The sequence below is a fragment of the Meiothermus sp. CFH 77666 genome (assembly GCF_017497985.1).
In the GTDB taxonomy this organism is placed as follows: Bacteria; Deinococcota; Deinococci; order Deinococcales; family Thermaceae; genus Meiothermus.
On sequence record NZ_JAGDFV010000035.1, the window covers coordinates 1 to 26,268 of the forward strand.

Here is a 26,268-nt window from a genome sequence, read left to right on the forward strand (position 1 = left end):
AGAACAAGCTGGGTTCGGCCAGAAAATGTACGACCAAAGCTTGGTACTGGAGTAGTCGTCGCTGCAAACGGGTGCGTTCAGGTAGATGGGGGAAGCAGTCACCCAGGTTGGCGACCAGCCACAGGTAGAACCGGCGGAATGAGCCGCCTTTGAGGCTGAACATCAGCCCGATGGTGACCAACTCACTAAGGCTGAGCTTGGCTTGTTGATGTTCATGCTGTTCAGCCTTCGAACGCAGGGCATCGTCTACCCCAACGTACATCACCAAAGCAACGTCTTCCAGCGATAGAATGCATCTCGGGTCTGGCCGCATACACCAGACCCTATTCCTTTCTCCCGCTACTTTTCAACTAGCACCAGTGATTAGTTACGAATTTCTCAAAATGCTATGTTGCTGCTATGCATAAGGTGCTAGGTTTTTCCTACGAAGGTGAATGCATATGGTCAGTGAGACCATGCAAAGAGTGCAGAACGTCCGTAGGTTTTTGACTCTTCTGGCAGAGGATGATGCGTTCAGACAAGACCTTCAACAAAACCCAAGAGTGGCGCTTGATTACCTGAAGGTTCTGGGTAACAACACCCCAACAGCTGCATACTCTGCACCCATAACCCTTCCCTCAAAGGATGACGTAAGGCGCGTCCTCCAAAGTTATGACTTTGCCCTCGAGCACGCAACCAGTATTGTGGAGTTCAGTGCCTGGGACGGTTGGAGCGCTTGGGCGGCCTGGGTATTTGTGTTTTTGGCTGATACGGGCGAGGATAAAAAGCTGAATTGAGCGCAGATTGCGTAGAAGGCCCAGTTTCTATGAAGGTCAAGCGCTCAAAGTACGTGGCTTACTACATCGCGGAGGGCCTAAACCCAGACCTAGAGGGCTTGTTTCGGGGAGAAATCCATCTAAGACATGAATCTAAAGTCATTGCTGCCTCGGCGCTCGCTGAGGCAGAAACTCTGCTTACGTTGGAAGAATTCTGCAAGCTTTACAGTTTGTCCTCTTACTCTTGGGCCGATGTCCCCCTTTCAGAAGAGTTGATTGGCTGGGCTAAAGCAGGTCTGCTGATTACAGAGCTTCAAGAGGACTGGGCTTGCGCTCATCGTAAGAGAGAGGAAATTCTCGACCAAGAACTTTGGCATTGCCGGAGTGCTGTCTACCACTTCTTAACAAAGTGGAAAGGTGTACAACTTTTTCCTCCTGTCAGCCTCGATGAAAAAGACCCGTACATCTTCGCCGTGCGAAGAATGGCAGAAGGTGTAGAGGCTTGGCGCAAACTCGAGCCTCCGCCCCCACCATTCTGGAGCCACCCGGATGCGCTGGATAGCTTTCCTCTTGCACGACCAAGTACAAACGAGTCCTCCGAGTTTATCGCAACACTGTTGGCACGCTGCTCCACACGCTACTTTGATCGTGAAGCCGCCCTGCAGTTAGGCAGTATTTCCACTCTGCTCTACTTCGGTTTTGCCCCTCAAGGCACAGCCAAGTCGGTGTATACTGCTGTGCACAAAACCAGCCCATCAGGCGGAGGATTGCACCCTACAGAAGCTTATTTGCTGGTGCGTAAGGTTGAGGGGCTACAACCGGGACTTTATCACTACAATTCAGAGCACCATAGCTTGGAAAAACTTAAGAGCCTGTCTGAAGAGGCGGCTGCTAGAAAGACCATTGAATACGCTGCAGGTCAGCCTTACATCCTGAACTCAGGGGCGGTCATTATTCTTGCTACACGCTTTTACCGAAACCATTGGAAGTATCGTAGAAATGACCGAACCTACTTGGTGATGGCCATGGACATTGGCCACCTGGGGCAAACCCTTTACCTGCTGTGCACCTATTTGAAGCTCGGGGGATTCTTTACGGCCGCTGTTAATGCGTCCGACATAGAGCGAGATTTGGGTCTGGACGGTGCTCAACAAAGTGTCATGGCCTTGTTTGCGGTAGGCGCCCGGCACCCTGAAGCCAGACCGGAGTTCGTTCCGTTTGCTGCCCAGGAGGTTTAAGGTGCGTACCTTACAAGCTGCATCTATCCATCATGCTGAGAATGAGCTTTCAGGCAGCAGTCTGGCGGTGGGTACTTCAATCATAGAGGTTGATTCCCTCGAGAAAAGCTACGGCCCGACCCACGCCCTGAGGGGGGTATCCTTTCGCTTGGAGCCTGGCGAGCGGGTAACACTCCTAGGACCCAACGGCTCGGGCAAGACCACCGCCCTGGAGATCGTGGGAGGCTTCCTGCAGCCTTCGTCGGGAAGGGTGCGGGTCTTGGGGGTGGAGTCCACGCGTCTTTCTCCCAGAGAACGGCAGTACATGGGGTTTGTGTTTCAGGAAAAGCCGGGCCTGTACCCGGAGCTGACCGTTCGAGAGACCCTGGAACTCTTCAGCGGTTACTACCCGAACCCCATCCCCCCTGCACAACTCCTGGCGCAGCTCGGCCTCGAGGGCAAGCAAACCCGCCGGGTACAGCACCTGAGCGGCGGCGAAAGGCGGCGCCTGGAGCTGGCGGTGGCCTTGATCGGGCGGCCCCGGCTGGTCTTTCTGGACGAACCCACCGCCAGCCTCGATCCAGAAGCCCGCCAAAGAATTTGGGGTCTGCTCGAGGGCCTGGCCCAGACCGGAACCACCTTCATCCTCACCACCCACTCCCTCGAGGAAGCCGAGCGGCTGGGACAGCGGGTATTGCTCCTCAAGGAAGGAAAACTGCTCTTCGACGGGCCGCCTCAGGCCATGATCGCCCGCTCCGGCCTGCCCCACCGTATCAGTTTCAAAAAAACCGTGGCGCACCTGCCGTCCGGGTTGGCCTCAAGAGCGGTTGCCGAAGGCGAAAGGCTTGTGTTGAAGAGCCTGCGGCCAGAAGATGACCTGATGATCTTGAGGGAAAGCGGCCTCGAGCTAGCCGATCTTCGGGTGCAGAGCCCCACCCTGGAGGAAGCCTATCTGGCCTTGCTGCGAGGAGGTGTCCGTGTTTAGAAGCGTTCCGCTGCTGACCCGAGAAACCCTCTGGCAAGCCCGTATCTACCTGCGCGACCGGGCGGCGGTTTTCTTCACCTTTGCCTTTCCGGTGCTGGTGCTCTTGTTCTGGAGTCGGCAAGAAGGGTTGAACGTGCTGACCGCAGCAGCCCTGGTGGCTGCACTGGCCCTGGCCATGGCGGGCTACGCGGGTCTGGCCATGGGAATTGCCGCCGGGCGGGAAAACGGCTTGCTCAAGCGCCTTCGCAGTACCCCCTTGCCCATGCTCACCCACCTCACCGCATGGGTGCTGGCCGCGGGGGTCATTGGAGCGCTGGCCGTGGGGTTGACGCTGGTGGTGGGCTCGGCAGCACTGGGGCTATCCATTTCCATGAACGGGGCGCTCGCGCTGCTGCCGGGCCTGCTGGCCGGGTTCTTTGCCCTGGGGGGCTGGGGGTTGGTGGTAGGCAGTTTGGTCAGAACCGCCGTGGCCGCATCCTATCTGGTGAACGCCACCTTGCTGCCCCTGTTTCTGCTCTCGGCAGCCGCCCAGCGCGGTGGGCTGCCCGACTGGGTTTCGGCCATTACCCCCTGGCTGCCCCTGCAGAGCCTGGCGGTTCTGATAAGGCAGGCCCTCGGCGGCGAGGGGCTGCCGCTGATGCCCTTGCTCGCTTTGCTGGCATGGGGTGGCCTGGGTCTGGCCCTGGCGGGCTGGCGGCTCTCCCGTCCGCTCTAGAACTCAACCGATACAGCCCCCAAGGCCCTACCATGTCTATGTGGACCTCGAGGCCATGTGGGCTGCCGGGCGGCATCGGGAGGGCCTGAACTGGTGCCTGGAGCGGCTGAGCTATTCGCCGGATGGGCTCTATGCGCGCTATGCCCTCGAGTTCGCTATTGAGCTCGAGGATGAGCCCGCCCTGGCCCAGCTATTGCATTCTGCCCACCCATCCCCCGAGTTCCAGGCCCTCAAAAGCCTGCTTTGGTGGCAGCGGGCATGGTCTCCAGAGACGCTGGAAATGGCCCAGCAGGCCTACCAAGAGCAACCCGGCTTTCTCACTGCGTACGCACTGGGCACCACTGCAGCCTTGCGCAGCTTCCAGGAAGCAGAGGGTTGGCTTAAGGAAGCGCTGCGCCACGCCGAGGAAGCCGGACAGCCCCACCGCTCGGTTCAGGCGGCCGCCGCGCTGGCCCTGCTTCAGATGGGGCTGGGGGCTTATACCCAGGCCAGAACCTGGGCCGAGTGGGGTCTGGATCTCGCCAAACACATCGGCATGCGCCACCCTGGGGTGCAAAACACCTTGTGGCTGGCCTGGGGGTATGCCCAGGCCCTGAGCGGAAGGCTCCCTTCATTACCGGCGATCGACCTTGCACAACCGGATGCAGCCCTGGCACAAGGTGATTTTCTACTGGCCCTAGGCAACCCTGAAGCTGCGCTCCAGGCCTACGCCACCTTGGAGCGGAAGCTTGCCCCTGTCCGGGCCAGAAGACTGCCCATAATTGTACGGAAAGTACGGGCCTTGCTGGAGCTCGAGCGGTTAGAGGAGGCTTTACAGGTTGGCCGGGAGGCGCACACTTTAAGCGAGGGCACGGCGGACTTTTTCCGCGATCTGGGTGACCTGGCTTATTTAATGCCCACAGCGCTGGTAGCCCCCTCGGAAGCGGTTACATCCCTGCATGGCCTGCTCGAGCGGCTCACCCAACGCCGCAATACCCCTCGTTCGGCTATGGCCGCGCTATACCTGGCCCGGGCTTATCTCGGTCTGGGCATGGAGGCAAGGGCGCAGGAGGTTTTGCGGTCGGCCAGGCAGACGCTCGGGGGCCTGAGTCCTGCCGGGCGCGCATTCTTAGCCGGGCCAGCACATCATTTTCAGGAGGTCTTTGCCCTGCTACAACCCGTTCCCAGCCTGCGGTTGCACTTTCTGGGCACCCCCACTGTCTGGGCGAATTCGCAAAGGCTCAAACTCAGTCCAAGACACTTGGAGATCACCACAGCCCTTGCGGTGAACCCCGGCGGTCTCGACGCTGAGAGGCTTGCCCTGTGGGTGTGGGGTGACGCGGGTAAACCCGAGGTAGCCCGTGCCGAGATACAGCGCTTGCGGCGAAAACTCGCGCTGCTGAGCCACCCATATCGCTTAGATGGAACGGTGTGGGCAGATTTTCTCGAGGCGCGCGAGATATTACTGCAGGGAAACCTGAGCGAAGCGCTGGCCTTGTACGGAGGCCCCCTGCTGCCGGGTTCCGAGGCCCCTGGGGTGGTAGAACTAAGAGAAGAACTCTGGAACCTGGTCGTGCATGCCCTGGATCGACACGGCACACCTGAACAGATCTACGAGATGGCCCTGAAGGAAAACGACCCCGTACTCTGGCAGATGGCCTCAGAACGCTTACCCCAGGCCGACCCCCGGCTAGCTCTTATGCAGGCGCGGTTACGACGTTTTCTCGGTGCGGATTAGTGGAGACTCCGCCGATACGTCAGCGCCTCAGCCAGGTGGGCTTCCTGGATGTGCTCCGCCCCGGCGAGGTCGGCGATGATACGCGCCACCCGCAGGATGCGGTCGTAGCTCCTTGCGCTAAGGGCCAGGCGCTGGGTGGTGGCTTGCGGCAGGGCCTCGGAGGAGGGGGAGAGTGCGGTGTGCTGGCGAAGGGTTCGACCAAAGAGTTCGCTGTTCAGTTTGCCCTGGCGGGACTGCATCCGCTCCCGGGCCAGGAGCACCCGTTCCCGCACCAGGGCGGTGGGTTCGCCCTCAGGAGCGCGGGCCAGTTCCTCCAGGGTGAGCCTTGGCACCTCCACCACCAGATCGAAGCGGTTCAGCAGGGGGCCGGAGATGCGGCCTACGTAGCGGGTGCTGGGTAGGGGTACAGCTACAGGGTTTCTCCGGGTCGCTGAACCAGCCGCAAATGCAGTGATTCGTAGCCGTCCCACGCAGGAGGTACGGCCATTGACAGGAGTCTGGAAGAGGACTTATAGTTTGTTCGCTGAACTTACTAAAAGGCAGAACTGCAAACGAGGTGCTGTGGCTCGCTCTGTCCCCCTGGATCAGCAAACCATCAAACGGCAAAATCGCCGTTTGATTCTGGAGGCTTTACGGCGGAACGGGCCGCTGAGCCGGGCCGAGCTGGCCCGGGTGGTAGGCCTGACCAAGAGCACGGTCTCCTCGCTCATTCAGGAACTGCTGGATGAACAGGTGCTATTTGAAGGGACGCTCCAGACCAGCGGTTTGGGGCGGCCTGGAACGTCGCTGGAATTCCACTCTGAAGGCGCAATGGCCCTGGGAGTCGAACTAGCTGTGGAGAACACCGCGCTCATTCTGCTCGACCTGAACAGCCAAACCCAGGGGCAGTGGGAGTGGGTAGAAAGCCCCAGCACTTCCCTACCCGAGCGCCTGCACAAGCTGGCAGCACAGGTTCAGGTGCACGTACCAAACTTTGAACGGCTGCTGGGGATTGGGCTGGCGGTACCGGGGGTCATCAAGCAAGACCGAACCCTGGTCTATGCCCCCAACTCGGGGCCGGGCTGGCGCAACGAGCGCCCGGCCGAGACCCTCGAGGCTCTCCTGGGGCTACCGGTCATCCTCGACAACGATGCCAACGCTTCGGCCTTTGGCGAAACCTTCTGGGGCGAGAACCACAGCCCTTTGCTCTACATCATGCTCTCCACCGGGCTGGGCACGGGGTTGGTGGTGGATGGGCAGGTCTACCGGGGACGTACCGGCGCGGCGGGAGAGTTGGGCCACTGGCTGATTGGGCCAAAGCGCCACCCCAGCAGTACCTCGGTGGTCGAGGGTGAGCTGTCCCTCCGATCCGCCGTGAACCACTACCAGGCCCAGAGCGGGCGTAGCGAGGGCTTCCAGGGCATCCTCGAGCGGGCCGATGAAGGCGACCCATTTGCCCTGCAAACCCTCGAGCGCCTGGCCCAACGGTTGGGTCACTTTATTGCCAACGTGGCGGTTGCCTTCGACCCCGCCGTAGTGGTGCTGGGAGGGCCCGGCGCTGAAGCCTGGGCTTGGCTCGAAGCGCCCCTACGGAGTACGCTTAAGGAACTAGCGTTCATCCCCGAACACGCCGAGCTGCCCGTGCGGCCCAGCGCGTTCGGACATCTAGCCCCGGCTATGGGCGCTGCAGCGCTGGTGTTGCAGCGCTTTCTAGCGAATGGTGGAACCAGGGACTGGAGCCCGCCAATCTCCACCCTGGGGACTCGGCAAACCATTGGCGCACCAACCTTGTGGAGGAAATAATATGCGCAAATTCTTCTTAGCCCTGGTCGCAGCAGCCCTTGGCTCGCTGGCCCTGGCCCAGTCGGGGAAGCTGGAAATCTTCTCCTGGTGGGCCGGCGATGAAGGCCCCGCCCTGCAAGCCCTGATTGACCTGTACAAGAAGCGCTACCCCAACGTGGAAGTCATCAACGCGACCGTGACCGGCGGCTCCGGCGTGAATGCCCGGGCCGTCCTCAAGACCCGCATGCTGGGCGGCGACCCCCCCGACAGCTTCCAGGTACACGCCGGGCAAGAACTCATCGGCACCTGGGTGGTGGCCGACCGAATGGAAGACCTGACCCCCTTGTTCCAGCAGGAAGGCTGGATGAACCGCTTCCCCAAAGGGCTCATAGATCTGCTCTCCTATAAGGGCAAGATTTACAGCGTACCCGTCAACATCCATCGTTCCAACGTGATGTGGTACGTACCCGCCAAGCTGCGCGAGTGGGGCGTACAACCCCCCAAAACCTGGGCCGAGTTCCTGACGGTCTGCCAGACCCTTAAGAGCAAGGGCCTCGAGGCTCCCCTGGCCCTGGGCGAGAACTGGACCCAGCAGCACCTGTGGGAGTCGGTGGCCCTGGGGGTACTGGGTGCCAACGACTACACCAACCTCTGGAACGGCAAGCTGCGCTTCAACGACCCCAAAGTAGTAGCCGTGTGGAACACCTTTGGCCGGGTACTCGACTGCGCTAACAAAGACGCCTCGGGCCTCTCCTGGCAGCAAGCGGTAGACCGGGTTCTAGAAGGCCAGGCTGCCTTCAACATCATGGGTGACTGGGCTGCCGGCTACATGACCACCACCAAAGGCCTGAAGCCCGGCGAAGGCTTCGGCTGGGCTCCGGCACCCGGCACGGCGGGCGTATTCATGATGCTCTCCGACTCCTTCGGCCTGCCCAAAGGCGTGAAGAACCGCACCAACGTACTCAACTGGCTGCGGCTGGTCGGCTCCAAGGAAGGCCAGGACGCCTTCAACCCGCTCAAGGGTTCGATTGCCGCCCGCACCGACTCCGACCCCAGCAAGTACAACGCCTACCTGCAATCGGCCATGCGTGACTGGCGCAACAACCGCATCGTGGGCTCGCTGGTGCACGGGGCCGTAGCCCCCGAGTCCTTCATGAGCCAGTTTGGCACCGTGATGGAAATCTACCTCTCGGGCCGCAACGCCCAGGCCGCGTCCAACGCAGCCCAGGCCATCGCCACCCAGGTTCGTCTGGGCCAGTAGTTCATCTGAAGGGGCAGGTCTCTTGACCTGCCCCTCTGTCTTTATTCGCACAACTGCCCCTTGGAAATGCGCATCCAATCCGTCCGAGGTGGCGTAGCCGACGAAGAATCTGCACCGCTCGGAAAACCCCGGCAACATAACCCACCATGCTGCTACACAAACAAAGAACTGCCCATCTAATCTAGCGAGGTGCCACCCCAAGAGGTAAAGATGAACTGGTTCAGAAACAAAGATACCCTCTACGGCTTCCTGGTCATCCTGCCCTCGCTGATACTGCTGGGCATTTTCGTCTACGGTTTTATCTTCCAGACCTTTTACACCTCCCTCACCGACTGGGGCCGCGACCCGGCCCAGGCCCTCTCGGCCAACCCCCAGATTCGCTTCATCGGCTTTGAAAACTACCGCGAGCTTTTCACCGGGTTTGTAGATGCGCGGTTCCGTCAGGATCTGGTCAACACCTTCTTCTTCACGGTGTTCTTCATTCTAGGCTGCCTGGGCGTGGGACTGGGGCTGGCCATTGTGCTGGATCGAAGCCCCAAAGGGGAGGGGTTTTTCCGTACCATCTTTTTGTTCCCCATGTCGCTGTCGTTCATCGTGACCGGCACCATCTGGCGCTGGATGCTACAGCCCCAGGGTGGGGTCAACCAGCTTCCTACCCTGGTGGGGCTGCCCAAGGGCGAGTTCGCCTGGCTCACCAGCCGCGAGCAGATCTGGCAGGTGAGCTGGAACGATCTGCCCTTCATCACCGCGCTGGTAGTGAGCGTGGTGCTGGTGTTTATCGCCATTGCGGCTTTCCGGGGCGGTGAACGGCGGCGGGGCTATATTGCCACTGGCTCGGCGGCCTTGCTGCTCTTGTGGGCCTTTACCCTGGGCCGCACCCTGCAACCCCTGCCCTTCGACGAGCTGCACGGCTTCAACCTGGCCTTTATAGGCATTATCCTGGCCGCCGTCTGGCAGATGTCGGGCTACACCATGGCCCTGTACCTGGCGGGGCTGCGCGGCATCCCCGAGGAACTGCGGGAGGCCGCCCGAGTAGACGGCGCCTCGGAGTGGCAGCTGTATCAGCGCATCATCTTCCCGCTGCTGGCTCCCATCACGCTCTCGGCCATGATTATTCTGGGCCACATCAGCCTGAAAATTTTCGACCTGATCTTCGCCATGGCCGGGGCCGACAACGCCCCTACCGACGTACCCGCCCTGCTCATGTACCTGACCACCTTCCGGGCCAACCAGATTGCCAAGGGGGCGGCCATTGGGATGATTCTGCTCTTGCTGGTAGCCGCCGTGATTGTGCCCTACCTGTACAGCCAGCTTAAAAGCGAGGTGCGGCGATGATTGGGCGTGTGCTTCAGTACGCGGTGCTCTTTGTGGCCACGCTGTTCTTCCTGCTGCCGGTCTACCTGGTGATCGTGACCGCGCTCAAGGAACCTTCGGCCATTACCCTGAGCAGCACCTGGCAACTACCGAAGGTCTGGTACTGGGAGAGCTTTGCCCAGGCCTGGATCGCCTTTTTGCCCAAGCTGCAAAACAGCTTTTTTCTGACCGTTATTGCTACCCTGCTCTCGGCCATGCTGGGCTCGCTGAACGGCTACGTGCTGGCCAAATGGAAATTCCCTGGGGCCAACATCGTTTTTCCCCTGATGCTCTTCGGCATGTTCATCCCCTATCAGGCCGTGCTGATACCGCTCTTTCAGTTTGTGCGCGAGATTGGGCTGGGTGGCACGCTGTGGGGCCTCATTCTGGTACACGTGGTGTACGGGCTGCCCATCACCACCCTGATCTTCCGCAACTATTACGCCGAAATCCCCGACGAGATGATCGAGGCCGGGCGCATTGATGGGGCGGGGTTTTTTGGCATCTACAGCCGCATCGTGTTCCCGCTCTCGGTGCCGGGGTTTGTGGTGGTGATCATCTGGCAGTTCACCCAGATCTGGAACGAGTTTTTGTTTGCCGTGACGCTGGTAAGCAGCCCGGCCAACCAGCCCATCACGGTAGCCCTGGCCCAGCTTGCGGGCGGCGAGGCGGTAAAGTGGAACCTGCCCATGGCGGGGGCGCTGCTGGCCGCGTTGCCCACGCTTTTGGTCTACATTTTCCTGGGGCGCTATTTCATTCGGGGGCTGTTGGCGGGGTCGGTGAAGGGGTAGCCCACCTTTACAAACGTACATACCGCACGTGCGTGGCGGTAGGGCTCTGCAAAACCCGGTCTATGCGAAACTGCGGGAGGGGCTCCTGCAGGTTCTCAAAAAGCCGCCGCCCGCCGCCGAACAACACCGGCGCCAGGGCAATCTCCAGCTCGTCCACCACCCCCAGGTTCAGGTACTGCTGGATTACGTTTGCGCCGCCGGAAATGCGGATGTCCCGGCTACCTGCGGCTTCTCTGGCCAGCACCAGGGCTTGCTCGGGCCCCTCGTTCACAAAGTAGAAGGTAGTGCCGCCAGGGCGCACCCAGGGGTCTCTGGGCTGGTGGGTGAGCACAAATACCGGCGTGTGAAACGGGGCCTCCTCCGGCCAGCCCCGCTCGCCGCCGTCGAACATGCGCTTGCCCATGATGTGAGCGCCGGTGCGTTCGGCGGTATGGCGGAGCATCTCGTTCACGGGGCCGGTTTCGCCCCCGGAGCCAAGCTTGAGACTCTCGAGGAAGTGTTGCTGATTAAAAATCCAGCCCATCAGGGCACCCCACTTGGCACCCCAGTTCTTGTACTCGGGCCTGTCCCAGTTCTCCATGGTCATGCCTTCGGGGGCCATGTAGCCATCCAGGCTGAGGGCAATGTTGACGAATACTTTGCTCATGATTTTCCTCTCGAGATTCCCTCGATAGCCTAACACCAGGGGGTCGTTGTCTGCATCCTGTGGTCTCTCTCCCTGCAAAACGCTACGCGCAGCGGAATATTTTTTCCAGGGGCCACCCCTTGGCCAGCTCATCCACCAGCTTGTCCAGGTACCTGACCTGCTGGGTAAGCGGGTTCTGGATTTCCTCCACCCGGTAACCGCAGATGACGCCGGTGATGAGACGGGCGCTGGGGTTCAGGCGGGCCTGGGCAAAAAAATCCTCGAGGCTCGAGCGGGCCTCGAGGTGCTTCAGGATTTCTTCATCGCCGTAGCCTGTCAGCCAGGCAATCACCTGGTGTAGCTCGGCCCTGGTTCGGCCCTTCTTCTCTACCTTAGCAAGGTAAAGCGGGTACACCGACGCAAACGTCATCGTGCGAATTCGCTCATCTGCACTTTTGAGGTTACGCACATATCTCTCCTTTACGTTTGCATCGTCCCTATCGTCATCCTAGTCGTCGGTAAGTCTCCAGTAGAACCGTATTTCTCCCTCCGAGCACGAACAGTCTGCCGTTTGATTCACAAAAAGCAAACCGCTTCCCAGATGATGTTAACGCACGTTTTGCACGGAGGTATTTTCTGAAAGCGCCCTAGACCAGCGCAGCCTGGGCCGTAGCGAGGGCTTAGCGCAAAGCCTATGGGGCCGTGCTGAAGCTACGGGCTGGGGTGGTGGCCGAGAAAAAGGTGGTGTCCCAGCCAAAGGCGGGGTAACCCAGGGGCCAAGAGTCTGTAGCAAAAGCATCTATGTTAGCGAAAGGCCCGTAGCAGGTGAGACCCCAGGTGTAGGTACGGTTCGCCTCGAGCCCCGGAACCACCGTGGTGCGGTCGGTGTAAAAGGTGCGGGTGGGCTGGCCTGCGCTGCTCAGGAACAGGAGACAGATGCTCGTGGCCGGCCGCGACCATTGCAAGGGGGTATTGAGCGAAAGGCCGCTTTGGTTTTGGCCGGGGCTCAAGGGGTTGGGGGCTACAGGTAGGTTGAGGTTGATCAAGCCATTGGGCCCCAGGCCGTTTTGCTGGAAGCTGAGGGTGCGGCCATCAGGGGCGTCGGCGTAGGCGGCGAAGGTGAGGGTTTTGCCCGGAATCACCGGGGTGGCCCAGGACAGGTTTAGAGGGCTTTCCGCGTTGTTGGAGGCAACCAGGAAGAGTGAGCGGGCCTCGAGGTTCACATAAAGCTGCCTCGAGCGCAGGGTCAGGCCGCTGGGGTTGGTCAGGTTCACGCTCAAGGCCCCGGTACTGATAGGCGCAACCCCTACATTCAGGCTGACGCTCTCCCCAGGGTCGAGCGAGACCACCCGGCTGCCGTAGGCCAGAAAGGCCTCGGGGGTGCCGGGCGCACCGGCTGCATGCCGCCATTGCAGGGCATACACCCGGCCCTGCACGCTTCCGGTGCCGTTCCAGGCTGTGCTCAGGGTATAGGCCGGGCCCTGGCCGGGAAAGAGGGCCTGCAGGTTGTAACCGGGGGGCACGAACTGGGTCAACCTGGCCTGGGGCGCCCCAAACACCACCTGCACCCCGGTGTTAGAGGGGTTGGGGAAAGTAATGCCACTCCCTGACTGGGGCAGTAGGGTGCCGCTCAGGCTGGCGGTTTGCTCGGCGGGGGCCCCGCCCTGGCTGGTGAAGAGCAGCAAGAGAGGGTCTGGCCGGCTCAGGCCCAAAAAGGTGTGCTCCTGGGTAGCAGCAGGCCGCACGGTGAGGTCGTAGGGGGGGCGAACCCCGCTCAGGCTGAAGCGGCCCTCGGCGTCGGTGTTCACACACCGGCTACCCTGGCAGACCGGCACATTGGCCAGCGGCTGCCCAAAGCGGTTTTTGGCCTGACCGCTCACGCTAATCTGGCTGCTGGCCGAAACCCCCAAGTTGAGGGTGCGCTCACGCTTGAGCACCTGGCCGCTTACATTGGCGGTAGCTCGCACCAGCAGGGTGTACTCACCTGGGGCTAGACCGCTGGAGGGGTTCAGGGTCAGGGTGCTGCTGCTCTGGATGGGGTTCTGGCTGAAGCTGGCATTGACGCCCAGGGTGCTGGGAACGCGCACCAGCGAAAGCTGCACCTCGGCGCTGAAGCCGCCGGTTTTTTCCAGCGTGACCTCGAGGCTCCCGGTAGTACCAGCCTCGAGGTTGAGCGTGCCGTTAGAAAGGGCAATCTGAAAGTCGCCTACCACGGGCGGGGGTGGGGGTGTGGGGTTTCCACCCGCACAACCCGCAATCAGCAGCAAAGAGAGCAACCGGTAGCGCATCTGAACCTCCTAGTTAATGCACGGCGGCAGCCGGAAGTCCTGCGCAGCAACCGTCGGGCGGGCCGGGGGGCCGGCGTTGCCGTCGGTGACCTCGAGGAAAAGTCGGAAGCGCAACCCACAGGTAGCCCCGGCATAAAGCGAGGTCAGGTTGGCGATCATCACCGTGGGCAGGTCGGTGCCGCTGCTGGTAAAGCTAATGTTTCCCGAGCCGCCCGGTACGTTCTGCTGCGTGCCGGAGATGGGGTTGCCGCTGCCGTCCAGCCGCTGGATTTTCCAGGTGTAGGTAAGCATCTGGTTCTCGTTGTCCTGCACCCAGCCCTTAAGGGCAATCTGGGTGTAGCCGATCTCGGGGTTGACCCCGGCGGGCTGGGTGATGAGGGCATTGGGCGGGTAGTTGGTGGGGGCCGGGCTTACGCTGACGTTCACCGTGGCGCTCCCCTTCTTGCCGCGGGCGTTGCTGACCTCGAGGGTCAGGGTGCGGGGGCTCGTGCTGCTGGCAAAGGTAATGGTAGGAGTGCCGCAGGCATTGGAAGGCAGGGTATCGGCGGCCACATTACTTTTCCAGACCGCACTGGCGCAGTTCTGGGTGCTAAGGCTGGGGTCGAGCCAGCTCCCCTGCAAGAGCACCGTCTGCCCGACATAGAAGCCCTGATTTGGCTTAGGGTTGAGAATCTGGACGCTGGGCGGAGGGTCTTGCACATTCAGGCTCAGGGTGGCGCTGCTGCTCTGACCCGCACTGTTGCTGGCGCTGGCAGTGATGGTGCGGGGGCCTTCGGTGGTGAAGGTGTAGGTCAGGCAGGGGGGCGTGGCGTTGGCGGCGATACTACCCAGGCTGCCCTCCACGTTGCTGCTCAGGCTCACTGCCTTGGGCCCATCCTGAGGATCGTAGGCGGTGGCGCAAAGGCTATAGGGCTTGAGGAGTTGCGGCGAGCCAAGCCCTGCCTGCGTAAGCGTCACGCTAGGCGGCTGAGGGGTGGCCTGGGCAATGGTGCCCAGATTTTTGTCGTAGACCTTCAGGTCGTAGTCCAGGCGGAACTCGGTCACACCCAGGTCAATGCCCAGATGAAGGCCCAGGTAGGCCTCTACCCCGGCGGAAAGCCGCCAGACGGGGTTGCGCGGCACTGCTGCGTCCATCTCCAGGTAGCCCCCCAGCTTGGCGTAGGGCCCCACAATGCCATACAGCAGCACATCGGCCTTGCCCAAAAGGCTCCCCCGCACTGAAGCGCCAGCGTTGGCCCCGCTCAGGCCGGCATTGAAGCTCTCACCAAAGCTGCTGCAGTTGTTAAAGCCGTCCTTGTATTCCAGGCAGGCCTGGGCGTTCAGGCTCTGGGTGGCGCCAAAGCTGAGGCCCGCACTCACCTGCCCGGAGGCGTTCACCACCATCTTCAGGCTAGGCACAAATACCAGCGGCACCGGCCCCACAAACACCGTGATGGGGGTAAAGTTGAAGCTGGCCAGCTCTTTTTCTTTGTTGATGCTGTAGCCCAGCCCGGAGCTCACCTTGACCTCGGCACTTTGCTTTATGCCGTAGGCCGCCTTGAAGTAGACCCCGTTGGGGTAGGCGGGCACCCCAAAGACCTTTTTCCAGCTCACCCCGGCACTAAAACCGTTTTGTACGTCAAAAAACACCTTACCCGAGACTCGCACCTGATCCTGGGTGGTGGAAAGGTTGTTGTCCTGGTCGTAGAGCACCTCGTCGAAGCTGAAGTCCAGGGTGGCCATGGGCCTGACCCCACCCTGGGCGCTGTAGGAGGTGAGGCCGCCGGCAAAGCGCACGCTCTGGGCCAGGGCCTGGGCCGATTGCAGGTCGGAGGGGGTGAGGGTCTTCTGGAACTCGGCCTCGCCCTGCTCGAGGGCCTCGCCGATATCGGCCTCCTCAGTCTGCACCGTTACAGTGTTCCCTGCGCGGCTGATGCTCTTGACTTTTTGCAAGAGGCCGTAGGGGGCTGCTGGGCTGGGCTCGCTCACCAACACCTGTCCAACCTCGAGGGCCTGGAGCTGGGGGTTGTCGGCGCTAAAGGTCAGGGTCGCCTGACAAAGCGGCCGATTCTGGTTGGTGTAGTCCTGGCAGGCCGGGGCGTTGTGGAGGGTGAAGCCAGACAAAGAGGCCCGGCTCTGGGGGCTTAGCACCCGGGTATCGGGGTCAATCCTGGGCTCAATCCGGCTGGGGGAACCACCCCCACAGGCCGCGAGCAGCAGGGCTAGGGCTGCGATTCCGCTTGGGTAGCGCATGCTTCCTCCTTTGCGTGCTCGAGGGCCGTCACCAGGTCTTCCATGCGGGCAAAGCCTTGCCGGCCTCCGCCGCGCAGGGGTTCAAGACTGTAGCGCCATTGCTGCTCGCCATCGCTCCAGATGCGGAGCACATAGCACAGTTCCTGGCGACCCTCTGGCATGGTTGCAGGGTACAAGGGGGGGCGTCAATTGAGCGTCAAGCGGAGGTGCAGCTATCCAAAACAACACCGACCCTAGCGCAGCCGCCGAGGCAACCCCTCTAGCTGGCTTTGCCGGAGTTCTTGGGCCCTCCGCAGGGCTGCGGCGGCCTGGGGGTGTTGCCCCAGGTGGGCGTGGGCCTCGCTCAGCAAGCGGTAGGCAGGCACGCTCAGGCACAAGAGTTCCTGGGCCAGGGTCTGGGCCAGGGGCTCGGGGTCGGGGCTGCTCCGCCAAAGCGAGAGGCGCAGCTCTCCCATCCGCCAGGCCAGGTGCTGCACCGGGGTCTGGGGCCGGCAGCGAGCAAGAAGGAACTCGAGCAATTCTTCTTTGTGGGCATGCGCCAGCAGGTCGAACTCAGCCCCTACGACGAGGTCGCCCAGGCGGGCTTCGCGCAAGCTGGGCAGCAGGGTCTCGATGGGTGCGGTTTCCTCCGGGCAGCGCCAAAAACCCAGCAAAGCCCGGTTGTAGTGGCAGGCCCACACCAGCCGCTTGTCCTGGGTCGCCTGGGCCAGCGCCAAAGCCTCTTCCAACCGGCCCTCGGCCTCCGGGTAGACCGCCAGATAGCCCAGCAGCTCCACCTGCACCAACAAGACCTGTGCCTGCAAACCGGGGCCCAGGGGCCGGGCCAGCTCGAGGGCTTCCTCCAGGGTATTCCAGGCCGGGCCGAACTGCCCCTGCAAAAAGTAAAGGTAGCCCAGATTGCGGTAGCTGGTGGCCTCGGTGCGGGCATCCCCCAAGCTACGCGAAAGCTCGATGGCCTCGGTAAAGCGCTTGGTGGCTTTGGCGTAGTGGCCCAGGCGCAGGGTCGTAGCGGCTAGATTTTGCAACAAGCTGCCTGCTAAGGCCAGCTGCCCCTCCCGCCGGGCCAGGGTCAAGGCTTCTTCCAGAGAGCCCACGGAAGCCTCGTACTCACCGCGTAAACCGAAAAGCGCCCCCAGGTTGCTCAGGGCCCGCAGCCGGGTCTGGGGGCTTTGGGCTTGTGCGGCGGCCTCCAGGTGGGGTCTGGCCTCCTCCAGGGCCCCGGCCACCAGGTGAGCGGCGCCCAAAGAGAGCCGGGCTAGGGCAATACGTTCCTCGTCAGCCAGTCGCCGGGCCACCTCCAGGGCTTCCTGGGCCTCCAGGGCAGCCTCCTGGGGCCTGCCCTGCCGCAACTGAAGCCCGGCTTTGCGCTGGTGGTGCTCAAAATAGGCTCGGTCGCACTGGTGACGCCGGGCCAGCTCGCCCAACCTCTGCACCAGGGCCTCCATCAAGTCGAGGTCACCCTGCAGCTCTGCTACCTGGGCCAGCCCCAGCAGGGCCTCGAGCTGCAAGGGCGCTTCATCGGCCGTCCAGAGAACCCTAAAGAAAGCCAGCCGGGCCTCGTTCGGCTTTCCCTGCTGCAGTGCCAGCCGCCCGGCCGTTTGCAGCTGGGGGTAGGCCCGCTCCAGCTCCAAGGCCCACAACCAGTAGCGGGCCGTGGCACTGGGTTCTCCCCCCTGCGCTTCCAGGGCCAGCGCAATCCGGCGGCATAGGTGCCGGCGCAAAGGCTTGGGCAAAACGGGTGGGGGTGGGGAGGCCTCGAGCTCAGCCCACGCCCGCGCTACCGCGTAAGGCTCCTCTTCCAGCACCGTAGCCCAGAACTCGGGGCGAAGCTCCTCGGCATAAAGGCTTCGAGCCTCCAAGAGGCGTTGGGCCAGTGGGCTCAGGGCGGTGTGCTGGAGTAAGGCCGCCTGGGCCTGGGTAGCCGCCAGGGGCTCTATCCCCAGCTCCTGCCGGAGGGCCTGGCGCAGGTTCTCGTAAAGCTGCCAGGCCGTCTGCGCCCGCCCGGCCTGGGCCTCTAGGCGCATGGCCTCGCGTACCGCGCTCTCGTGCAGGGGATCAAGCTGGATGAGCTCGTAAAGGTACCCCAGTGCTTGCTCCGGCTCAGTCTGGGCGGCATGCCAGAGCCGCTCGCGGCGCAGCCCCTCCAGCCTTTGGCGCTCGAGGGCCAGCCAATCCCAAAACGCAGGGGGCAGGTCATCCGGTAGACCTGGCAAGAGCGGCGCGCGCAGGGCCTCGAGGGTGGGCGCCAGCGAGTCCACCTCGGCATAAAGCGCGGGCCGCTCCCCGTCGAGCAGCCAGATTCCGGCCCCTGGCAGCCGGCGCAGCAGGTAGAGGGCCTGCCGCAGGTTCTGTGCCGGGTTCTTATCCCACAACAGCTCGGCCACCTCGCGCCGGCTGAGCCCCCTGCCCAGCGCCAGCACCCCCAGCAAGGCCCATTGGCGGCCCTTGAGGGAGAGCACTTCCCCCTGCCAGAGGGCCTCGGGCGAGCCCAGGAGCTTGAGGCGGAGCATGACTTCAGTTCACCCCTTCTAATGCTTTATGGGCTCATTTTCCCCGATCTGGGACTCCTGGGGGAAGTGTATCGGCGGCTGTCAAAAATGTTAGTTGGCGACGCCTAAACTCGAGCGCCTAAAAAAGGCGTTGTGCACTCCTGGACAGCTCAAAGCCCCGTTTGTCTTTGTTGATACAGCGCAGCCGGGCCTGGGTCACGTCGCAGCGAAAACCGCCCTCGCTCCAGACCTTGCCATAGGCCAGCACCGGCAGCCTGGGGTCGGCCACGGTGTCCCCCACGCAGAGCCGCTCGGGCCTGCCCCGCTCGCTCAGACCAAAGAAGTTGCCCCAGTCCAGCGAGCAGTCTTTGGGCCTGGCCGGAATGCGGGCCTGGTTTTGGAGCAGGTCGCAGCGCAGCACCGCCTCCTGGGTGAGCCGATCCACATAGGCAAAGCAGTAGATATTGCCCGAGGGGGTTTTGAAGCCCCCCAGCTCAAAGTAGCCCTGGGCCAGGGCCTGAGAAAGCGCCAGAAAGCTCAAAGCAACCATAAAAAGCAGTTGGGTTTTTCGCACAGGATTCCCCCCTGCCTAAGGTTAGCAAACCACTGAAGTAGCCCCCGGTCATTTGCTCCACCCTCGGCTCAAAAACGCCGGTAGGCGATATACTCGGGCTACTCTTATGGTCGGCTATGTGGTCAATCGTCTTCTCGCAGCCATCCCGACCCTGTTGGGGGTGGCCATCATCACCTTCTTGCTCATGCGGGCCGTGCCGGGGGATGTGGTCACGAGCCTGGTGGGCCTCGAGGCCAACACCACCCCCGAGCGTCTGGCCGAGCTACGCCGCCTGTTCGGGCTCGACCTGCCCCTGCACGTGCAGTTCGGGCAGTGGCTGGGGGCCGTTGTCCAGGGCGATTTTGGCAGCAGCCTGCGCACCGGACGCGAGGTCGCCCAGGATCTGGCCCTGCGCTTTCCGGTCACGCTACAGCTTACCGTGATGGGTCTGCTCACCGCCCTCCTGATTGCAGTGCCCCTGGGGGTGCTGGCGGCCATCCGGCGGGGGGGCTTGGTGGACTACTTTGCCTCGCTCTTTGCCATTTTGGGCCTCTCGGTGCCGGGGTTTTTCCTGGCGCTGCTGCTGATTCTGCTCTTCGCGCTGGCTTTGGGCTGGCTGCCCCCGGCGGGTTTTGTACCCCTGGCCGAAAACCCCGCTCAAAACTTCCGGCACATGATTCTGCCGGCCCTTTCGCTGGGCCTGATTCTGGCCGGCGCCGTCACCCGCATCCTGCGCAGCTCGATGCTCGAGGTACTCTCGCGCGACTACATCCGCACCGCCCGGGCCAAGGGACTCTCGGAGCGGGTGGTGATCTTTCGCCACGCCCTGCGCAACGCCCTGATTCCGGTGGTCACGGTCATCGGCATCCAGTTCGGCTCTTTGCTGGGCGGAGCGGTCATCATCGAGCAGGTCTTCAGCCTGCCGGGGGTGGGGCGCTTTGCCCTCGAGGGCATCAACCTGCGTGACTACCCGGTGGTGCAGGGTACGGTGCTCTTCGTAGCCACTGCGGCGGTGCTGGTCAACCTTTTGGTGGACTTGCTCTACTCGCTCATAGACCCTAGGATTCGGTATGAGTAAACCTCGAGGCCCCAACCTTGCCAGGATAGGTCTGGCGACCCCCTGGATGTGCTTTCCTCCTGCCCAATGACCTCTCTGCCCCCCACCCCCTTCGTCTCCCCTCCCCCCGGAGGATGTCCATGACCACACCCGCCCCCGCCAGCCCCTCCACCTGGGCCCTGGTGTGGAAGTCCCTCCTGCGCAACCGCTCGGCGGTGATCGGCGGCATCATCACCCTGATGGTCTTGCTGGGAGCGCTGCTGGCCCCCATCATGGCCCCCTGGGATCCCCTCAAGTTCGACCCCCCCAACCGCCTCTCGGGCCCCTCCGCAGAGCACTGGCTGGGCACCGACCAGTACGGGCGCGATCTGCTCTCGAGGGTGCTCTACGGGGCCCGTTTCTCGCTCTCGGTGGCGGCAGTCTCGGTGCTGGCCGGGCTTCTGGTAGGGGGAACCCTGGGCCTGCTGGCCGGGTATTTTCGGGGCTGGCTCGACCTCACCATCTCCCGCCTGGCCGATATTCTGATCGCCTACCCAGCCATCCTGCTGGCCATCGCTTTTCTGGCTTTTCTGGGGGGCGGTTTCATCAACCTGGTCCTGGCCATCTCGGTGGTGTTTGTGGGGCCTTTTATCCGGGTCGCCCGGGCTGCCGTGCTAACTGTACGGGAAGAACTGTACGTGGAAGCCGGACGGGCCATGGGAGCTTCGGATGGCCGGATGATTTTTCGCACCATCCTGCCCAACGCCGCCGCCCCGCTGATTGTCGAGGTTACCCTGCGCTTCGCCTACGCCGTGCTGGCCGAAGCGGCGCTGTCGTTTCTGGGGCTGGGTATCCAGCCGCCCTTTCCGGCCCTAGGCTCCATGGTCTCAGAGGGCCGGGCCTTCCTCTCCCTCTCCCCCTGGGGTTCGCTGGTGCCCGGTGCCGCCATCGTGCTGATGGTGCTGGGTTTCAACCTGCTGGGCGACGGGCTGCGCGACGCCCTCGACCCCCGCTTGCGGCAAAGGTAGCAAAGCGGTATGGTTCTGGTTATTCATCGGTTTTTACCGGTCAAAGGAGGCGTAATGAAAAGGTTCCTGGTTCTGCTGGTTGTAGCCCTGGTCGCGTTTGCCTCGGCCCAGAAGTACGGCGGCATCTTGCGGGCCGGTATGCAAACCGACCCGGTGGGGCTCGACCCCCACACCACCAATGCCACCGCCAGCCGCAACGTGCTGGAAAACATCTACGACACCCTGGTCATGCTGGACAGCCGGGGTCGAATTGTGCCCGGTCTGGCCCAGTCCTGGTCGGTCTCGCAGGACGGCCTGACCTGGACCTTCCGCCTGCGCCCGGGCGTGACCTTCCACAACGGCGACCCCCTCAAAGCTTCTGATGTGGCCTTCTCCATCAACCGCATCAAAGACCCCGCCACCAAGAGCCCCCGCGCCAACGACTTTGCGGTGGTGCGCTCGGTCACGGCGCCCAACGACAGCACCGTGGTCATAACTCTTTCCCAACCCTTTACCCCCCTGCTGGCCAAGCTGGCCTTCAGCACCAACGTGGTGGTCTCGGAAAAGGTAACCAGGGAAAACAACAACGACCTCAACAAAGCAGTCATCGGCACCGGCCCCTTCCGCTTTGTGGAGTACATCCCCCAGACCCGCCTGGTAGTGCGCAAGTGGGACAAGTACTGGCAAAAGGACAACCAGGGCCGCCCCCTGCCCTATCTGGATGGCATCACCTACACCTACTACCCCGACCCCGCCGCCCGCTCCACCGCGCTCAGGGCCGGGGCGGTGGACTGGATCGAGTACGTCACCGCCGCCGATGTAAACGTGCTCCGAGCCGACCGCAACCTGACCGTGGTAGGCGGCCCTTCGGCCAACTTCCGGGCCCTCTACTTCAACACCACCCGTGAGCCCTACAACAACCCCAAGGTGCGTCAGGCCATCGCCTATGCCATTGACAAGAAGGCCATTGTGGATCTGGCCCTCTTTGGCACCGGCGGTATTGTGGCCCGTGGTACCACCATCCCCTCGGGGGCTTACGCCTACACCAACAGCCCCTACAACACCCGTGATGTGGCCAAGGCCAAGCAGCTCCTGGCCGAAGCCGGTTTCCCCAACGGCTTCACCATGAACCTCTACGTTACCTCCACCTACGACTTCCTGCGTACCCCGGCCGACGTGATCCGCGACAACCTGGCCGAAGTGGGCATCCGGGTGAACATCCAGGCCGAGGACTGGAACGTCTACCTGCCCAAAGCCCTGCGCAGCGAGTTTGATGTGACCCTGCTGGGCACCTCGGGCCAGGCCGACCCCGACGACTACCTCTTCAACACCTTCCATCCCTCCTCGGCCCTGAACCTGTCCAAGTACAAAAACGACCGCGTCACCCAGCTTCTGGAGCAGGGCCGCCGCACAGCCAGCCAGTCCGAGCGGCAGCGCATCTACACCCAGGTGCAGGAGATTGTGCTGCAGGACAGCCCCATGGCCTTCCTGTTCCACTCAGCCCAGTACGAGGCCATGAACCGCCGGGTACAGGGCTTCCTGCACTTCCCCAACACCAGCTACCTGGCCTTCCGCTACACCTGGCTACAGTAGCCACTTCCTGGCACAAGGGCGAACCATCTGGTTCGCTCTTTTTTTGCGCCACTCACGCCACATTTGCTATGCAATCCCCCAGGGATAATCGGGTCATGCGCCTGCTGGCTTTCGCGTTGCTCTGGCTGGGCGTGGCCCTGGCCCACTTCGCCACGCCCCTGCCTGATGACAAAATTGCGCCTCCAGCACGTCAGTTTGGCCTGCCGCTGCAAGGGCCACCGGGCCCTGATAGCTGGCTTCTGGGGCAGCTTTACGGCAATACCACCGGCGCGTATCGGCAACGTACCAGTGCCTACCGCGCGGGGCAGGGCATTCACTTCGGCCTGGACTTCTCGGCCCGTTGTGGCACCCCTGTGGTAGCCATTGGGGATGGGGTGGTGGTGGAGGTAGATGGGCCGCACGGCTCCCCTCCGCACAACCTGGTGATTGACCACGGCAATGGGCTGGCCAGCCTTTATGGGCATCTGCTCGAGCGCCCTCCACTGCGGGTGGGCACCAGGGTACGGCGCGGGCAGGTAGTGGGCAAGGTAGGCGATTCGCAGTTCAGTTGCACCGCCGCTCCCCACCTGCACTTAGAAATCCGCGACAGCTCCCACCAACGCTTTTTCAACCCGATTCCCTACATCGCTGCCGACTGGGAGACGCTCACTTTGGTGGGGGGGTTCTCGAGGGGTTTTCAGCGCGACCTGGACGACCCCCGCCGCTGGCAGTACCCCGACCAGCAGCCGCAAGCCCGGCGCGGCGGCCCCCTGCTCAACAACTACGCTCGAGCCTGGCCGGCAACACAGAGCAGTAAACCGGCGCTCAATGCTTTGGCAAACCGTTTTGCCGGTTTACCCGGTCTGGCCCTGTTTTCCAGTGCAACACGGCTGGAGTTCACCCGCACCTCTACCCCCCGCCGCCTGACCTCTGGCGGCTGCTGCGTGAGCCCCCTCTGGAGCCCGGACTCCCGTACGGTGCTCTTTCTCGACAAGCCAAACCCCCAAAGCCCCGCTGCACTGTATGGGGTTTCGGCACTGGAGCCTGGCCCCCCCAAACCCCTGCTGCCCGTTGCCCATTACAACCCCCGCTTTACCCATGCCCTGCTGCCCGGAAGGCCCAGTCTGATCGAGCAATTGTCGGATGGGCAACGCTTTTACCTCGAGACCGAGGGCGGCAACGTGGCCTGGTCGCCCAGCAGCCAGCGGCTGGCCTGGAACACCACCCAGCCCGAGGGCAACTTTGACCGGCGTCGCTCGGAGGTCTGGGTCGCCTTGTTGGGGGGAGTGCCCCAGCGCGTGGCCACGGTGTATGGCGGCGGGCTCACGGGCTGGCTGGACGAGGAAACCCTCTTGCTCACGGGCAAACGCGCCCCACAGGAGGCCCTTCGGAACCTCGAGACCCTTCACCTCCCCACCGGGGAGCGCCGCATCCTAGCCCGCGCCATGGGTATGCGCAGCATCCTCCCCAGCCCCGATGGGCGCTGGGTGGTCTACTACGTGGCCTTCGACCGCTCAGAGCGCAATGGTCTTTTTGCCGTCTCCCGCAAGGGCGAACAGCGCAAACTGAGCTGGTTTGGCTCCTACCGCTGGCGGGATAGCCAACGGCTGGTCTACATTCCCCTGGTCTTGGGACAGCCCACCCACCGCCTCTTTGAGTACGACCTGCAAAACAACACCGCCCGCCTGCTGGCCGACCTGGGTGCAAAGGTGCTGAACGACCAGTGGCAGGTCTCGCCCGATGGGCAAAGGGTGGTTTTTTTGAGCAGCCAGGATCGCAACCTGTGGGCGCTCGAGCTGCCCTAAACTTCAATCTGCGCGAAACGGGCGTTCTCCTCGATGAACTCACGGCGGGGCTGCACGTCGGAGCCCATCAGGTCATCGAAAATCTGGGCTGCGTAGGAAGCATCCTTCATGTCCACCTTCTTGAGCACCCGCCGGGCGGGATCCATGGTGGTCTCCCAGAGCTGCTCGGCGTTCATCTCACCCAGGCCCTTGAAGCGCTGGATTTCGTAGGGCTTGTCGCCAATGCTGGCCAGGGCTTTCTTAAGCGCTTCATCGTCGAAGATGTACTCGATATTCTTGCTCTTGCCCACCCGCAGGCCATACAGCGGGGGCTGGGCCACATAGAGATAACCCTGCTCGATGATGGGACGCATGTAGCGGTAGAAGAAGGTGAGCAGCAGGGTGCGGATGTGGGAGCCGTCCACGTCGGCATCGGTCATGATGATGATCTTGTGGTAGCGCAGGTCTTCAATGTTGAAGTGGGCCTCTTCGTTGTCCTTGCCGCCAATGCCTGCGCCAATGGCTGCGACCATGGCCCGCACTTCGGCGTTTTTGAGGGCTTTGTTGAGGCCTGCTTTCTCCACGTTCAGAATTTTCCCGCGCAAAGGCAGAATGGCCTGGAAGCGGCGGTCACGGCCACTCTTGGCGCTGCCCCCCGCCGAGTCCCCCTCTACAATGAAGAGTTCGGCTTCGGCAGGGTCTTCGGACTGACAGTCGGCCAGCTTACCCGGCAGGTCGTCGGACTCGAGGGGGTTGGCGCGGCGAACCAGCTCACGGGCCTTGCGGGCGGCCTCACGGGCCTGGGCTGCACGCTGGGCTTTCTCGTAAATGAGCTTGGCAATGCGGGGGTTCTCCTCGAGGTACTCAGAAAACTTCTCGTAAACCACCTTGCTGACCGCCGTACCCGCTTCGGGGTTCAGAAGCTTGCCCTTGGTCTGGCCCTCGAACTGCGGCTGGGGAATCTTGACCGAAATGACGCAGGAAAGACCCTCTAAAAGGTCATCGCCGGTGGGCTCCAAATCCTTTACCAGCCCGGCTTTTTTGGCGTAAGTGTTGATGGCACGGGTGTAGGCCGTTTTGAAGCCCGAAACATGGGTGCCACCATCCACCGTCGGAATCATGTTGGCAAAGCTGACCAGGTTGACGCTATACCCCTTGGTGTGTACCAGACCCACCTCTACCCCAACGGTTTCGACCTGGCCCTGCAACAAAACCGGCTTGTCGTAGAGCAGTTCCTCGCCGTCGGCGCGGTACTTGGCAAAGGAGCCCACCCCACCCTTATCGAAGAAGACCTCTTCCTTCTGGTGAATTTCGTCTTTGAAAACCAGCTTGAGGCCGGCTACCAGGAAGGAGACCTCGCGCAGCCGCACCCGCAGTCGGCTGGCTTCAAACTTCTGTTCGCTCCCGAAAATTTGCGGGTCGGGCAAAAAAGTAACGCGGGTGCCGCGCTTACCCTTAGGGGCATCGCCCAGCACATGCAAGGGTTTGGTGACATCCCCCCGACTGAACTCGATCAGGTAGTGCTTACCATCGCGAAAGACCTCCACACGGGTGTACTCGGCCAGGGCATTGACCACGCTAGCCCCCACCCCGTGCAGGCCACCCGAAACCTTATAAGCGCCCTCTTCGAACTTGCCACCTGCGTGCAAAACGGTGTAAATGACCTCTACCGCAGGCTTTTGCTCCTCCGGCATGATGTCTACTGGAATTCCGCGCCCATTGTCCTCTACCGTAATCGAACCATCGGAATGGAGGGTGGTAACAATTTCGCTAGCGAACCCCGCCAGGGCTTCGTCTACAGCGTTGTCCAGAATCTCCTTGAAGAGGTGATGGTAGCCGTCGGCCTGGGTGCCGCCAATGTACATGGCAGGGCGGTGGCGAACCCCTTCTAAGCCTTTTAGAACCTTAATTGCAGATGCGTCGTAGTTGGCAGTGACTTCAGTACTCACTTCGTTAGTATAACACATTTCGCTATTTACATAATAATCTCAACTAAGGCCCAGGCTTTTATCATAATCACATATGAAAGCTGTCTCCATCCCCAGTCCGTTGCCGTATCTAGCCCAGATACCCGATTCCCGCGAGTACTTGAAAACCCATCATCGCTGGCAAGACCTGCTGCTGATC

22 protein-coding genes and 1 pseudogene are annotated in these 26,268 nt (G+C 62.2%); 13 read left to right on the forward strand and 10 right to left on the reverse strand.

Going from position 1 to position 26,268, the window contains the following annotated elements; translation table 11 throughout:
* A pseudogene (locus J3L12_RS14470) lies at nt 1-313 on the reverse strand (hypothetical protein); the annotation flags it as partial.
* A gap of 127 nt (nt 314-440) precedes the next feature.
* Here J3L12_RS14470 and J3L12_RS14475 point away from each other — a divergent pair.
* The 5 genes from J3L12_RS14475 to J3L12_RS14495 are packed head-to-tail and all read left to right on the forward strand — an operon-like array spanning nt 441 to nt 5,389.
* Nucleotides 441-776 carry an NHLP-related RiPP peptide gene (locus J3L12_RS14475; protein ID WP_208015764.1) on the forward strand — a complete coding sequence of 112 codons (336 nt, stop codon included), beginning with the start codon at nt 441-443 and terminating at the stop codon, nt 774-776.
* A gap of 29 nt (nt 777-805) precedes the next feature.
* On the forward strand, nt 806-1,993 hold the full coding sequence (locus J3L12_RS14480; protein ID WP_208015765.1) for a putative peptide maturation dehydrogenase: 1,188 nt from the start codon (nt 806-808) through the stop codon (nt 1,991-1,993).
* A 1-nt stretch (nt 1,994) separates the two neighbouring features.
* Nucleotides 1,995-2,957: an ABC transporter ATP-binding protein gene (locus J3L12_RS14485; RefSeq protein ID WP_208015766.1), complete on the forward strand. Its 963-nt coding sequence runs from the start codon at nt 1,995-1,997 to the stop codon at nt 2,955-2,957.
* Complete coding sequence (locus J3L12_RS14490) at nt 2,950-3,672, forward strand: ABC transporter permease (protein WP_208015767.1); 723 nt, start codon at nt 2,950-2,952, stop codon at nt 3,670-3,672. The genes J3L12_RS14485 and J3L12_RS14490 overlap by 8 nt, the downstream gene beginning before the upstream one ends.
* A 40-nt stretch (nt 3,673-3,712) precedes the next feature.
* Nucleotides 3,713-5,389 carry a hypothetical protein gene (locus J3L12_RS14495; protein WP_208015768.1) on the forward strand — a complete coding sequence of 559 codons (1,677 nt, stop codon included), beginning with the start codon at nt 3,713-3,715 and terminating at the stop codon, nt 5,387-5,389.
* Here the strand turns inward: J3L12_RS14495 and J3L12_RS14500 are convergent.
* Nucleotides 5,386-5,859, reverse strand: a complete 474-nt coding sequence (locus tag J3L12_RS14500) for an ATP-binding protein (protein WP_347708911.1) — start codon at nt 5,857-5,859, stop codon at nt 5,386-5,388. The genes J3L12_RS14495 and J3L12_RS14500 overlap by 4 nt on opposite strands.
* Nucleotides 5,860-5,950: 91 nt before the next feature.
* Between J3L12_RS14500 and J3L12_RS14505 the strand changes: the two genes are divergently transcribed.
* The 4 genes from J3L12_RS14505 to J3L12_RS14520 all read left to right on the forward strand — a co-directional run bounded on the left by J3L12_RS14505 (nt 5,951) and on the right by J3L12_RS14520 (nt 10,555).
* On the forward strand, nt 5,951-7,171 hold the full coding sequence (locus tag J3L12_RS14505; RefSeq protein WP_208015769.1) for an ROK family transcriptional regulator: 1,221 nt from the start codon (nt 5,951-5,953) through the stop codon (nt 7,169-7,171).
* 1 nt (nt 7,172) lies between these two features.
* Nucleotides 7,173-8,411, forward strand: a complete 1,239-nt coding sequence (locus J3L12_RS14510) for an ABC transporter substrate-binding protein (RefSeq protein WP_208015770.1) — start codon at nt 7,173-7,175, stop codon at nt 8,409-8,411.
* A 210-nt stretch (nt 8,412-8,621) separates the two neighbouring features.
* Nucleotides 8,622-9,746: a sugar ABC transporter permease gene (locus tag J3L12_RS14515; protein WP_208015771.1), complete on the forward strand. Its 1,125-nt coding sequence runs from the start codon at nt 8,622-8,624 to the stop codon at nt 9,744-9,746.
* A complete protein-coding gene (locus tag J3L12_RS14520; protein ID WP_208015783.1) occupies nt 9,746-10,555 on the forward strand; it encodes a carbohydrate ABC transporter permease in 810 nt (269 codons plus the stop codon). Before J3L12_RS14515 ends, J3L12_RS14520 begins: the two co-directional genes overlap by 1 nt.
* Before the next feature lie 7 nt (nt 10,556-10,562).
* Here the strand turns inward: J3L12_RS14520 and J3L12_RS14525 are convergent, their stop codons facing one another.
* The 7 genes from J3L12_RS14525 to J3L12_RS14555 all read right to left on the reverse strand — a co-directional run bounded on the left by J3L12_RS14525 (nt 10,563) and on the right by J3L12_RS14555 (nt 18,763).
* Nucleotides 10,563-11,201 (reverse strand): dihydrofolate reductase family protein, encoded by a 639-nt coding sequence (locus tag J3L12_RS14525; protein ID WP_208015772.1) that lies wholly within the window; start codon nt 11,199-11,201, stop codon nt 10,563-10,565.
* An 82-nt stretch (nt 11,202-11,283) separates the two neighbouring features.
* Nucleotides 11,284-11,649, reverse strand: coding sequence for a DUF2200 domain-containing protein (locus tag J3L12_RS14530; RefSeq protein ID WP_347708912.1), 366 nt, complete (start codon nt 11,647-11,649; stop codon nt 11,284-11,286).
* 223 nt (nt 11,650-11,872) lie between these two features.
* A complete protein-coding gene (locus tag J3L12_RS14535; RefSeq protein WP_208015773.1) occupies nt 11,873-13,468 on the reverse strand; it encodes a hypothetical protein in 1,596 nt (531 codons plus the stop codon).
* 9 nt (nt 13,469-13,477) lie between these two features.
* On the reverse strand, nt 13,478-15,700 hold the full coding sequence (locus J3L12_RS14540; RefSeq protein WP_243455276.1) for a hypothetical protein: 2,223 nt from the start codon (nt 15,698-15,700) through the stop codon (nt 13,478-13,480).
* Nucleotides 15,670-15,861, reverse strand: a complete 192-nt coding sequence (locus J3L12_RS14545; protein WP_208015774.1) for a hypothetical protein — start codon at nt 15,859-15,861, stop codon at nt 15,670-15,672. Before J3L12_RS14545 ends, J3L12_RS14540 begins: the two co-directional genes overlap by 31 nt.
* A gap of 72 nt (nt 15,862-15,933) precedes the next feature.
* Nucleotides 15,934-18,210: a tetratricopeptide repeat protein gene (locus tag J3L12_RS14550; protein ID WP_208015775.1), complete on the reverse strand. Its 2,277-nt coding sequence runs from the start codon at nt 18,208-18,210 to the stop codon at nt 15,934-15,936.
* Between the two features lie 118 nt (nt 18,211-18,328).
* Nucleotides 18,329-18,763, reverse strand: a complete 435-nt coding sequence (locus tag J3L12_RS14555) for a DUF6636 domain-containing protein (RefSeq protein WP_208015776.1) — start codon at nt 18,761-18,763, stop codon at nt 18,329-18,331.
* Between the two features lie 106 nt (nt 18,764-18,869).
* Here J3L12_RS14555 and nikB point away from each other — a divergent pair, with 106 nt between their 5' ends.
* The 4 genes from nikB to J3L12_RS14575 all read left to right on the forward strand — a co-directional run bounded on the left by nikB (nt 18,870) and on the right by J3L12_RS14575 (nt 24,162).
* Nucleotides 18,870-19,820, forward strand: a complete 951-nt coding sequence (nikB, locus tag J3L12_RS14560; RefSeq protein ID WP_208015777.1) for a nickel ABC transporter permease — start codon at nt 18,870-18,872, stop codon at nt 19,818-19,820.
* Nucleotides 19,821-19,939: 119 nt separating this feature from the next.
* Complete coding sequence (locus J3L12_RS14565; RefSeq protein ID WP_208015778.1) at nt 19,940-20,806, forward strand: ABC transporter permease; 867 nt, start codon at nt 19,940-19,942, stop codon at nt 20,804-20,806.
* 54 nt (nt 20,807-20,860) lie between these two features.
* Nucleotides 20,861-22,378 carry an ABC transporter substrate-binding protein gene (locus J3L12_RS14570; protein WP_208015779.1) on the forward strand — a complete coding sequence of 506 codons (1,518 nt, stop codon included), beginning with the start codon at nt 20,861-20,863 and terminating at the stop codon, nt 22,376-22,378.
* Between the two features lie 95 nt (nt 22,379-22,473).
* Nucleotides 22,474-24,162, forward strand: coding sequence for a M23 family metallopeptidase (locus J3L12_RS14575; protein WP_208015780.1), 1,689 nt, complete (start codon nt 22,474-22,476; stop codon nt 24,160-24,162).
* Here the strand turns inward: J3L12_RS14575 and J3L12_RS14580 are convergent.
* Nucleotides 24,159-26,090: a DNA topoisomerase subunit B gene (locus tag J3L12_RS14580; protein ID WP_347708913.1), complete on the reverse strand. Its 1,932-nt coding sequence runs from the start codon at nt 26,088-26,090 to the stop codon at nt 24,159-24,161. The two genes, J3L12_RS14575 and J3L12_RS14580, sit on opposite strands and share 4 nt — an antisense overlap.
* Nucleotides 26,091-26,268: the final 178 nt, after the last annotated feature.

Bases quoted from the DNA above. Each gene is read 5' to 3' on its own strand.
- J3L12_RS14475 (WP_208015764.1), top strand. From the start codon at position 441: ATGGTCAGTGAGACCATGCAAAGAGTGCAGAACGTCCGTAGGTTTTTG.
- J3L12_RS14480 (WP_208015765.1), top strand. From the start codon at position 806: ATGAAGGTCAAGCGCTCAAAGTACGTGGCTTACTACATCGCGGAGGGC.
- J3L12_RS14510 (WP_208015770.1), top strand. From the start codon at position 7,173: ATGCGCAAATTCTTCTTAGCCCTGGTCGCAGCAGCCCTTGGCTCGCTG.
- J3L12_RS14515 (WP_208015771.1), top strand. From the start codon at position 8,622: ATGAACTGGTTCAGAAACAAAGATACCCTCTACGGCTTCCTGGTCATC.
- J3L12_RS14525 (WP_208015772.1), bottom strand. From the start codon at position 11,201: ATGAGCAAAGTATTCGTCAACATTGCCCTCAGCCTGGATGGCTACATG.
- J3L12_RS14535 (WP_208015773.1), bottom strand. From the start codon at position 13,468: ATGCGCTACCGGTTGCTCTCTTTGCTGCTGATTGCGGGTTGTGCGGGT.
- J3L12_RS14540 (WP_243455276.1), bottom strand. From the start codon at position 15,700: ATGCGCTACCCAAGCGGAATCGCAGCCCTAGCCCTGCTGCTCGCGGCC.
- J3L12_RS14545 (WP_208015774.1), bottom strand. From the start codon at position 15,861: ATGCCAGAGGGTCGCCAGGAACTGTGCTATGTGCTCCGCATCTGGAGC.
- J3L12_RS14550 (WP_208015775.1), bottom strand. From the start codon at position 18,210: ATGCTCCGCCTCAAGCTCCTGGGCTCGCCCGAGGCCCTCTGGCAGGGG.
- nikB (WP_208015777.1), top strand. From the start codon at position 18,870: ATGGTCGGCTATGTGGTCAATCGTCTTCTCGCAGCCATCCCGACCCTG.
- J3L12_RS14565 (WP_208015778.1), top strand. From the start codon at position 19,940: ATGACCACACCCGCCCCCGCCAGCCCCTCCACCTGGGCCCTGGTGTGG.
- J3L12_RS14570 (WP_208015779.1), top strand. From the start codon at position 20,861: ATGAAAAGGTTCCTGGTTCTGCTGGTTGTAGCCCTGGTCGCGTTTGCC.
- J3L12_RS14575 (WP_208015780.1), top strand. From the start codon at position 22,474: ATGCGCCTGCTGGCTTTCGCGTTGCTCTGGCTGGGCGTGGCCCTGGCC.